The sequence below is a fragment of the Streptomyces sp. NPDC055506 genome (genome assembly GCF_053643595.1).
Genome location: NZ_JBSHKH010000209.1, coordinates 1 through 9113, shown reverse-complemented (window position 1 = coordinate 9113; position 9113 = coordinate 1). Strand labels below are relative to the sequence as shown.

Below are 9113 nucleotides of genomic sequence, written 5' to 3'. Positions count from 1 at the left end.
CGTCCGCCGTTGTGCCCTTCAGTGCTGCGTTCAGAGAGTCAATGCGCCGACGCGCGCTCAGGAAGCGGGCGGTGGCGCGTTCGGCGGCGTGGTGCCACCCGCGTTCGGCGGGGGTGTCGTGCCGCCCGCATCCCGCGGCGGTGTCGTGCCGGTCGCGTCCGGTCCGTGGTCGCCCTTGTGCGCAAGTCGGTCCACGGCGCCCTTGGCCTTGCCCGTCCCCGACTGGATCTTGTCGCTGTACTTGCCCTTGGTCCTCTTGTCGACGGCGTGCGCGGCCTTGTCGAGGCCGTGGTGCACCTTGCCCTCGTGCCGCTGCGCGAGGTCCGAGACCTTGCCCTTGGCCGGGCCCAGCTTGGCCTTCATGTTGTCCAGGAGACCCATCGCTTCACCTTCCCTCGCGCGGGGCGGTCACGTACGGGCGCCCTCGCCGGCCTCGTTGTCGGCCGCCTTGTCGGTGGACTGCTGCTTGGGGATGTCGAGGCCTTCGCCCTCGGTGGCCTCGGCGGGGGCTTCGGCACTCGCCTCGGCCGCTTCCGTGGCTCCGTCGGCCGCCTTCGCCTCCGGGTCCCCGGACGCCTCCTCCGCTTCGGGACCGGCCTTCGCCGTGTCTGCCTGAGCCTCGGCGGCAGGCGCCTCAGCTGTGGTCTTCGACCGCCGGAGAAGTCGTGCAAAAACGCCCATATCCACTCCATACGTTACTCGTGCGGGCGAAATCCCGCGTTGCCCGGTGCGTCCGTTTGCGCGACCCGGGCCACCGCCTCCGTGATCCGGCGGCAGGAACCTCGCAACGGGCAACGACCCCACAGCCGTGGCGTCACGTAACTCGTTCGAGGCCGGGGTTCGAGGTTTGCGAGACTGTCTCGGTGAGCAGTGCACCCCCCGCCCCCCGCGTCATCGCCGTCGTCGGACCAACTGCGGCCGGAAAGTCCGATCTGGGCGTTTTTCTGGCCCAGCGTCTAGGCGGCGAGGTCGTCAACGCCGACTCCATGCAGCTCTACCGAGGGATGGACATCGGCACCGCCAAGCTGACGCCCGAGGAGCGCGGCGGCGTCCCGCACCACCTCATGGACATCTGGGACGTGACCGTCACGGCATCCGTCGCCGAGTACCAGCGCCTCGCCCGGGAGCGGATCGAGATGCTGCTCGCCGAGGGTCGCTGGCCGATCCTGGTCGGCGGCTCCGGACTGTATGTGCGCGGGGCCGTCGACAAGATGGAGTTCCCCGGTACCGACCCCGAGGTCCGCGCCCGCCTGGAGGAGGAACTCACCCTGCGCGGCTCGGGCGCGCTGCACGCCCGCCTGGCCGCCGCCGACCCCGAGGCCGCTCGCGCGATCCTGCCGAGCAACGGCCGCCGGGTCGTCCGGGCCCTCGAGGTGATCGAGATCACCGGCCGGCCCTTCACCGCCAACCTCCCCGGCCACGACTCCGTCTACGACACCCTCCAGATCGGCGTCGACGTGGCCCGGCCCGAGCTGGACGAGCGCATCGCACGCCGGGTCGACCGGATGTGGGACGCCGGCCTCGTGGACGAGGTGCGCGCACTGGAGGCGCAGGGGTTGCGAGAAGGGCGTACGGCCTCGCGCGCGCTCGGCTACCAGCAGGTCCTCGCGGCGCTCGCCGGGGAGTGCACGATCGAGGAAGCTCGGACCGAGACCGTGCGTGCCACCAAGCGCTTCGCGCGCCGTCAGGATTCATGGTTCAGGCGCGATCCGCGGGTGCACTGGTTGAGTGGGGCTGCGGCCGATCTCACAGAACTTCCGCAGCTCGCACTGTCCTTGGTCGAACGACCGGTTACAGCCTGATCACGTCATGGCATCGGGACGCCCAGGCCGTCATCCGGGCCTCCGGCGGCGTGCCATCATCGAGCTTCGATCGACCGAGTGAGTCCTAGTTGGGAGGGCGCGTGGCGATGGAGGCCGGCCCTCGCGACACCGCACATAGCACCGATCACATCACCGCCGACCGGGATGAATCGGAGCGCTTGGACGGCCCGGAGCACCGGGGCGGACCGGAGCGCCTGGACGGACCCGAGAGCCTGGACGGACCGGAGCAGGAGACGGACCGTCTCAGCTCCGACGGGCCCGACGACGAGACGCAGGGTGTGACGGACGACGGCCCCGAGCCCGACGAGATGTTCGCGGAGGAGGTCGAGGTCGAGCTGCGCCCGCAGCGCCGGCTGCGCATCTGGCAGCTCGCGCCCATCGTGGCCCTGGCCGCACTCGGCTCCCTGATGTTCGCGTTCCCGCTCGCCTTCGACTTCGGCGACAGCGGGGCCGTCATCGCCATGCTCGGACTGCTGATCTGCTCGTGCGCGGCCGGCTGGGGCATGATGGCCGCCCGCCGCGTCGGCCACACCTGGCCGGGCCTGCCGGCCCGCGGCTCCGGCCGCAGACCGGACTGGCGCGTCGTACTCGCGTACGCCCTGGTCGTGGCGGTCGTGGTGATCCTCGCCGTCTGGCGGGTGGCAAGGCTCCGCTAGAGCAAGCGCCCCCCAAGGGGGCGCGGGGAACTGCGCGACCAGCCACGACACACCCGCACGGACCCACAGCCCCGGCACCTCCCACGGCCCTCCCAGCGGAGCGCCCCGTACGATCGAGGCATGAGCACGCGCACGCGGATCGCCTTCCTCAAGGGCCACGGCACCGAGAACGACTTCGTGATCGTCCCGGACCCCGAGAACGCCATCGACCTGCCCCCGGCCGCCGTAGCCGCCCTGTGCGACCGCCGCGCGGGCATCGGCGGTGACGGACTGCTGCACGTCGTGCGGTCCGCCGCGCACCCCGAGTCCCGGCACCTGGCGGCCGAGGCGGAGTGGTTCATGGACTACCGCAACGGTGACGGCTCGATCGCGGAGATGTGCGGCAACGGCGTGCGGGTGTTCGCGCGCTACCTCCAGCGCGCCGGGCATGTGGCCGAAGGAGACATCGCCGTCGCCACGCGCGGGGGCGTGAAGGCCGTGCACATCGCCAAGGACGGTGACGTCACCGTGGGCATGGGCAGGGCGCTGCTCCCCGAGGGCGACGTCACGGTGAGTGTCGGGGAGCGCAGCTGGCCCGCGCGGAACGTCAACATGGGCAACCCGCACGCGGTCGCCTTCGTGGAGGATCTGGCCCACGCGGGCGATCTGCTCTCCCCGCCGCCCTTCGGCCCGGCCGCCGCCTACCCGGACGGTGTGAACGTCGAGTTCGTGATCGACCGCGGCCCCGGGCACGTCGCGATGCGCGTGCACGAGCGGGGTTCCGGCGAGACCCGCTCGTGCGGCACGGGCGCGTGCGCGGTCGCCGTGGCCGCCGCCCGCCGCGACGGTGCCGACCCGGCGGCCACCGGCACCCCGGCGACGTACACCGTGGACGTCCCCGGCGGCACCCTGGTGATCACCGAGCGGCCCGACGGCGAGATCGAGATGACCGGCCCGGCCGTGATCGTGGCCGAGGGCGAGATCGACTCGGTCTGGCTGGAAGCCGCCATCGGTGCGTGAGCAGGGGGCGATCGGCCCGAAACAGCCGCTCGCCCTCGGCCACTCGACTCGAAACCGCCGTGGAAATCGGCCACTTGGCGGAAAAGCGACCGCCATGGTCGCGACGTAGCGGGGCACAAACCTCACATTCATCCCTCGAATGGGTGATCAGTTTCACGCTCGGCGAGAGCCGGTCAGCCGGGCGTGGTGGGCTCGGTAGCATCAAGCACCGGCCCGGACGGGGGACCGAAGCCGCCCCGTGAGCCGTGTCCGCCCAGGGGCACCCGTCCGCCGGTCCACGCAGCCGGAGGTGCCCATGAGTGCGGAGGCCACGAATTCCGTGACCCCAGGCCCGATGCCGGGCGCGGTGTCATCACCGGTGACGCCGACGGCCCCGCGCAGAAAGGCCCGTCCCCGGATCGACCTGCGCCGTCTGGGCCGAGCCGCGCTCCTCGGCTCCGCCGCCCGCGACCGGCTGCCCGACGCCATCAGCCACGTCGTCGAGGCCCACCGCGCCCACCACCCCGACGCCGATCTCGAACCTCTGCGTCACGCCTACGTCCTGGCCGAGTCCTCGCACCGCGGGCAGATGCGCAAGAGCGGCGAGCCGTACATCACGCACCCGCTCGCCGTGACCCTGATCCTCGCCGAACTCGGCGCGGAGACGACGACGTTGACCGCGTCCCTGCTCCACGACACCGTCGAGGACACGGACGTGACGCTCGACCAGGTCCGCGACCAGTTCGGCGAGGAGGTCCGCTACCTCGTCGACGGCGTCACCAAACTGGAGAAGGTCGACTACGGCGCGGCCGCCGAGTCCGAGACCTTCCGCAAGATGCTCGTCGCCACCGGCAACGACGTCCGCGTCATGTCGATCAAACTCGCCGACCGGCTGCACAACATGCGCACCCTCGGCGTCATGCGCCCCGAGAAACAGGAGCGCATCGCCAAGGTGACACGTGACGTGCTCATCCCGCTCGCCGAACGGCTAGGCGTCCAGGCGCTCAAGACCGAACTGGAAGACCTGGTCTTCGCGATCCTGCACCCCGACGAGTACGCGCACACAAGAGAGCTGATCGTCCGCAACGCAGCCCGCGCGGACGACCCGCTCGCGGAGGTCGCCGACGAGGTGCGGACCGTGCTGCGCGAGGCGGACATCCCGGCCGAAGTCCTCATCCGGCCCCGCCACTTCGTCTCCGTGCACCGGGTCTCCCGCAAACGCGGCCGGCTCCGCGGCTCCGACTTCGGCCGCCTCCTGGTCCTGGTGCACGAGGACGCCGACTGCTACGGCGTCCTGGGCGAACTCCACACCTGTATGACGCCGGTGGTCTCCGAGTTCAAGGACTTCATCGCCGTACCGAAGTTCAACCTGTACCAGTCCCTGCACACGGCCGTCGCCCGGGAGAACGGCCAGGTCGTCGAAGTCCTCATCCGCACGCACCAGATGCACAAGGTCGCCGAGGCCGGCGTGATCGCGCTCGGCAACCCCTACGCACCGGCCCCCGACGACCCGGCCGACGGCGAGCGCGTCGACCCCACCCGCCCCGGCTGGCTCTCCCGGCTCCTCGACTGGCAGGAGGCGGCACCCGACCCGGACCACTTCTGGTCGACGCTGCGCGAGGACCTCGCCCAGGACCGCGAGATCACCGTGTTCCGGCCCGACGGCGGCACGATCGGCCTGCCCGACGGCGCGACCTGTGTGGACGCCGCGTACGCGCAGTACGGCGAGGACGCGCACGCGTGCATCGGCGCCCGGGTCAACGGCCGCCTGGCGACGCTCAGCACCGTCCTGAAGGACGGCGACACCGTCCAGCTCCTCATGGGACAGGACCCGGCGTCCGAGCCGTCCCGGGAGTGGCTGGAGCACGCGCACACCCCCGCGGCCCGGATCGCCATCCAGCGGTGGCTGACCGCCCACCCGGCGCAGGCCGAGGCCCAGCGGACCGAGGCCCGGGAGGACCGGCAGCCCGAGGAACGCGCGGCGGCCCCCCGGCCCGCCGGCGGCGACGCCCCCGGCACGGAAGGGCCGGCCCCCGAACAGACGTCCGCCCGCCCCGCCGCCGGCCACGTCCTCGCCGAGCTGCCCGACGCGACCGTCCGGCTCGCCGGCTGCTGTACGCCCGTACCGCCCGACGAGATCACCGGCTTCTCCGTACGGGGCGGAGCGGTCACCGTGCACCGCGTCGAGTGCGCCGCCGTGGCCCGGATGAAGGACACGGGACGTCCCGAGGTCGGCGTGCGCTGGGGCGACACCACCGAGTGCCGGGTCACACTGGTCGCCGAATCGTTCGTCCGGCCCCATCTGCTCGCGGACCTCACCGAGGCCATGGCCCTCGAAGGCGCCGAGATCGTCTCCGCGACCGTCGAGCCCCCGACCCAGCAGCAGGTGCGGCACACGTACACCGTGCAACTCCCGGACGCGGCCCACCTGCCCGCCCTCATGCGCGCGATGCGCAACGTGGCCGGGGTGTACGACGTCAGCCGGGCGCAGCCGCAGACGCAGGGCGGCTGAGCAGGTACCGACGGACGGCCGGGCGGGTGAGCCCCGGACCGGCCGGACGCGCGCCGTCCCCACCGCGCTCGCCTGCGCTGATAGCCGTGGGGCATGCTCCTCACCCCCCAGAACCAGGCACCCCGTTCGCGCCGTCGCAGAACGACCGCGGCCCTGCTCGCCTCGGCGGTCTCCGTCTGCCTCGTCGCCGCGAGCGCCCCGGTCGTCCCGCTCGGCGTCGGTGACCGCCTCTTCCCGTACCTGGGCAACCCCGGCTACGACGTGACGTCGTACGACCTCTCCTTCACCTATCCCGGCAGCAACAGCCGGCCGCTGCGGGCCGTCACCACCATCAAGGCCCAAGCCACCGCCGACCTGGACCGCGTCAATCTCGACTTCGCCAACGGCACGGTCGACTCGGTCGAGGTCGACGGCGAGCCCGCCGGGTTCAGCACGGCCGGCGAGGACCTGGTGATCACGCCCCAGGAAGCCGTGTCGGGCGGCGACCGGATGCGGATCACCGTGCGGCACACCAGCGACCCCGTGTCCGCCAAGGGCCTCGAGAGCGGCTGGGTACGCACCACGGACGGGCTCGCCATGGCCAACCAGGCCGATGCGGCGCACCGGGTGTTCCCCGGCAACGACCATCCCTCCGACAAGGCGATGTTCACCATCCGGGTCACCACGCCCAAGGGCCTCACGGCCGTCGCCAACGGCCTGCCCGCCGGTGTGGCCAGGGCCGACGGTTCGACCACGTGGACCTACCGCACCCATCACCCCATGGCCACCGAGCTGACCCAGGTCTCCATCGGCCGCTCCACCGTGCTGCACCGCACCGGCCCGCACGGACTGCCCGTACGGGACGTCGTACCGACCCGGGACCGCAAGGCGCTCGAACCCTGGCTGCGGAAGACCCCCGCCCAGATCGCCTGGATGGAGAAGAAGCTCGGCCGCTACCCCTTCGAGACGTACGGCATGCTCGTGGCGGACGCCTCCACCGGCTTCGAACTCGAGACCCAGACGCTCTCCCTCTTCGAGCGGGAGCTCTTCACCCAGTCCGCCTACCCGGAGTGGTACGTCGAGTCGATCATGGCCCACGAGCTGGCACACCAGTGGTTCGGCGACAGCGTCAGCCCTCGCACCTGGTCGGACCTGTGGCTCAACGAGGGATACGCCACCTGGTACGAGGCGCTGTACGCCGAGGTCCGGGGCGGCAAGCCGATGCGGGACCGTATGAAGGCCGCGTACGCCTCCTCCGACGGCTGGCGGGCGGTAGGCGGCCCGCCGGCCGCTCCGAAGGTTCCCGAGCCCGGCCGCAAGACCGGCATCTTCCGGCACAACGTGTACGAGGGCGCGACGCTCGTCCTGTACGCCCTGCGCGAGGAGATCGGCAGCCCGGCCTTCGACCGCCTGCAGCGCGCCTGGGTGAGCCGCTACCAGGACGGCACGGCCTCGACGGCGGACTACGTCCGGCTCGCCTCCGAGATCTCCGGCCGCGACCTGAGCCGTTTCTTCAAGGACTGGCTGTACGGCGAGAAGACCCCGCCGATGCCGGGGCACCCGGACTGGAAGCCTCAGGCGTCCGCGAAACCGGCTGTGCCCGCGAAACCGGCTGTGCCCGCGAAGCAGGGCGCGCCCGCGCCGGGACCCGCCCGATAACACGGTGACGAGACGCCCCGTGCCGTGCGACTATCGACGGGTCGGCGCGGCACGGAGCGCCGGGAATCTCCCGGAGTGCTCGTGCGTTCTGACAGTGAACGGCTTCCCAGCTACGTAAGGATCCAATGACCTCCTCTTCTTCCCCCTCCCAGGACACCAAGCGCTTCACGCAGAGCCACCCCGAGGGTCTTCGGGCCGATGCCCTGATGGAAGAGGACGTCGCCTGGAGCCACGAGATCGACGGAGAGCGGGACGGCGATCAGTTCGACCGCTCCGACCGCGCGGCCCTGCGCCGTGTGGTGGGCCTCTCCACCGAGCTCGAGGACGTCACCGAGGTCGAGTACCGCCAGCTCCGCCTGGAGCGGGTCGTGCTCGTCGGCGTCTGGACCACGGGAACCGTGCAGGACTCGGAGAACTCCCTCGCGGAGCTCGCCGCCCTCGCGGAGACGGCGGGCGCGCTCGTGCTCGACGGTGTCACCCAGCGTCGCGACAAGCCCGACGCGGCCACCTACATCGGCTCCGGCAAGGCCGAGGAGCTGCGGGACATCGTCCTCGAGTCGGGCGCGGACACCGTCATCTGCGACGGTGAGCTCAGCCCCGGCCAGCTCATCCACCTCGAGGATGTCGTCAAGGTCAAGGTCATCGACCGTACGGCCCTGATCCTGGACATCTTCGCCCAGCACGCCAAGTCCCGAGAGGGCAAGGCGCAGGTCGCGCTCGCGCAGATGCAGTACATGCTGCCGAGGCTGCGCGGCTGGGGTCAGTCGCTGTCCCGGCAGATGGGCGGCGGCAAGGGCGGCGGCCTCGCCACCCGTGGTCCCGGTGAGACCAAGATCGAGACGGACCGGCGGCGGATCCGCGAGAAGATGGCGAAGATGCGCCGGGAGATCGCGGAGATGAAGACCGGCCGCGAGATCAAGCGCCAGGAGCGCAAGCGCAACAAGGTGCCCTCGGTCGCCATCGCGGGCTACACCAACGCCGGCAAGTCCTCGCTGCTCAACCGCCTCACGGGCGCGGGCGTGCTGGTCGAGAACGCCCTGTTCGCGACCCTCGACCCGACCGTGCGCCGGGCCGAGACCCCGAGCGGACGGCTGTACACGCTGGCCGACACCGTCGGGTTCGTGCGCCACCTGCCCCACCACCTGGTCGAGGCGTTCCGCTCCACGATGGAGGAGGTCGGCGAGTCCGACATGATCCTGCACGTGGTGGACGGTTCGCACCCGAACCCGGAGGAGCAGCTGGCCGCCGTGCGCGAGGTGATCAGGGACGTCGGCGCCACCGACGTACCCGAGATCGTCGTGATCAACAAGGCCGACGCGGCCGACCCGCTGACCCTGCAGCGGCTGCTGCGCGTCGAGAAGCGGTCCATCGCCGTCTCGGCCCGCACCGGCCAGGGCATCGACGCGCTGCTCGCGCTCATCGACAACGAGCTGCCGCGCCCGTCGGTCGAGATCGAGGCGCTCGTGCCGTACACGCACGGCAAGCTGGTCGCCCGTGCCCACGACG

8 protein-coding genes are annotated in these 9113 nt (G+C 71.5%); 6 read left to right on the top strand and 2 right to left on the bottom strand.

Going from position 1 to position 9113, the window contains the following annotated elements:
- Window positions 1-57 precede the first annotated feature (57 nt).
- Complete coding sequence (locus ACWIF2_RS39040; protein WP_454366258.1) at window positions 58-381, bottom strand: antitoxin; 324 nt, start codon at window positions 379-381, stop codon at window positions 58-60.
- A 27-nt stretch (window positions 382-408) separates the two neighbouring features.
- Window positions 409-681 (bottom strand): hypothetical protein, encoded by a 273-nt coding sequence (locus ACWIF2_RS39035; protein ID WP_454366256.1) that lies wholly within the window; start codon window positions 679-681, stop codon window positions 409-411.
- Between the two features lie 182 nt (window positions 682-863).
- Here ACWIF2_RS39035 and miaA point away from each other — a divergent pair, with 182 nt between their 5' ends.
- The 6 genes from miaA to hflX all read left to right on the top strand — a co-directional run.
- Window positions 864-1802 (top strand): tRNA (adenosine(37)-N6)-dimethylallyltransferase MiaA, encoded by a 939-nt coding sequence (gene miaA, locus ACWIF2_RS39030; protein WP_454366254.1) that lies wholly within the window; start codon window positions 864-866, stop codon window positions 1800-1802.
- A 107-nt stretch (window positions 1803-1909) separates the two neighbouring features.
- Window positions 1910-2479 carry a hypothetical protein gene (locus tag ACWIF2_RS39025; RefSeq protein WP_454366259.1) on the top strand — a complete coding sequence of 190 codons (570 nt, stop codon included), beginning with the start codon at window positions 1910-1912 and terminating at the stop codon, window positions 2477-2479.
- A 120-nt stretch (window positions 2480-2599) separates the two neighbouring features.
- Window positions 2600-3478: a diaminopimelate epimerase gene (gene dapF, locus ACWIF2_RS39020; RefSeq protein ID WP_454366252.1), complete on the top strand. Its 879-nt coding sequence runs from the start codon at window positions 2600-2602 to the stop codon at window positions 3476-3478.
- A 295-nt stretch (window positions 3479-3773) separates the two neighbouring features.
- Window positions 3774-5969, top strand: a complete 2196-nt coding sequence (locus ACWIF2_RS39015) for a RelA/SpoT family protein (RefSeq protein WP_454366250.1) — start codon at window positions 3774-3776, stop codon at window positions 5967-5969.
- A gap of 93 nt (window positions 5970-6062) precedes the next feature.
- The gene (locus tag ACWIF2_RS39010; RefSeq protein WP_454366248.1) at window positions 6063-7607 is read left to right on the top strand and encodes a M1 family metallopeptidase; all 1545 of its coding nucleotides are present in this window, start codon (window positions 6063-6065) and stop codon (window positions 7605-7607) included.
- A 125-nt stretch (window positions 7608-7732) separates the two neighbouring features.
- Window positions 7733-9113, top strand: a 1381-nt coding sequence (hflX, locus tag ACWIF2_RS39005; RefSeq protein WP_454366246.1) for a GTPase HflX, incomplete at its 3' end; no start/stop codon positions are given.

Excerpts from the sequence above, each read along its gene's own strand:
- ACWIF2_RS39040 (WP_454366258.1), bottom strand. The coding sequence starts at position 381 with ATGGGTCTCCTGGACAACATGAAGGCCAAGCTGGGCCCGGCCAAGGGC.
- ACWIF2_RS39035 (WP_454366256.1), bottom strand. The coding sequence starts at position 681 with ATGGGCGTTTTTGCACGACTTCTCCGGCGGTCGAAGACCACAGCTGAG.
- ACWIF2_RS39025 (WP_454366259.1), top strand. The coding sequence starts at position 1,910 with ATGGAGGCCGGCCCTCGCGACACCGCACATAGCACCGATCACATCACC.
- dapF (WP_454366252.1), top strand. The coding sequence starts at position 2,600 with ATGAGCACGCGCACGCGGATCGCCTTCCTCAAGGGCCACGGCACCGAG.
- ACWIF2_RS39015 (WP_454366250.1), top strand. The coding sequence starts at position 3,774 with ATGAGTGCGGAGGCCACGAATTCCGTGACCCCAGGCCCGATGCCGGGC.
- ACWIF2_RS39010 (WP_454366248.1), top strand. The coding sequence starts at position 6,063 with ATGCTCCTCACCCCCCAGAACCAGGCACCCCGTTCGCGCCGTCGCAGA.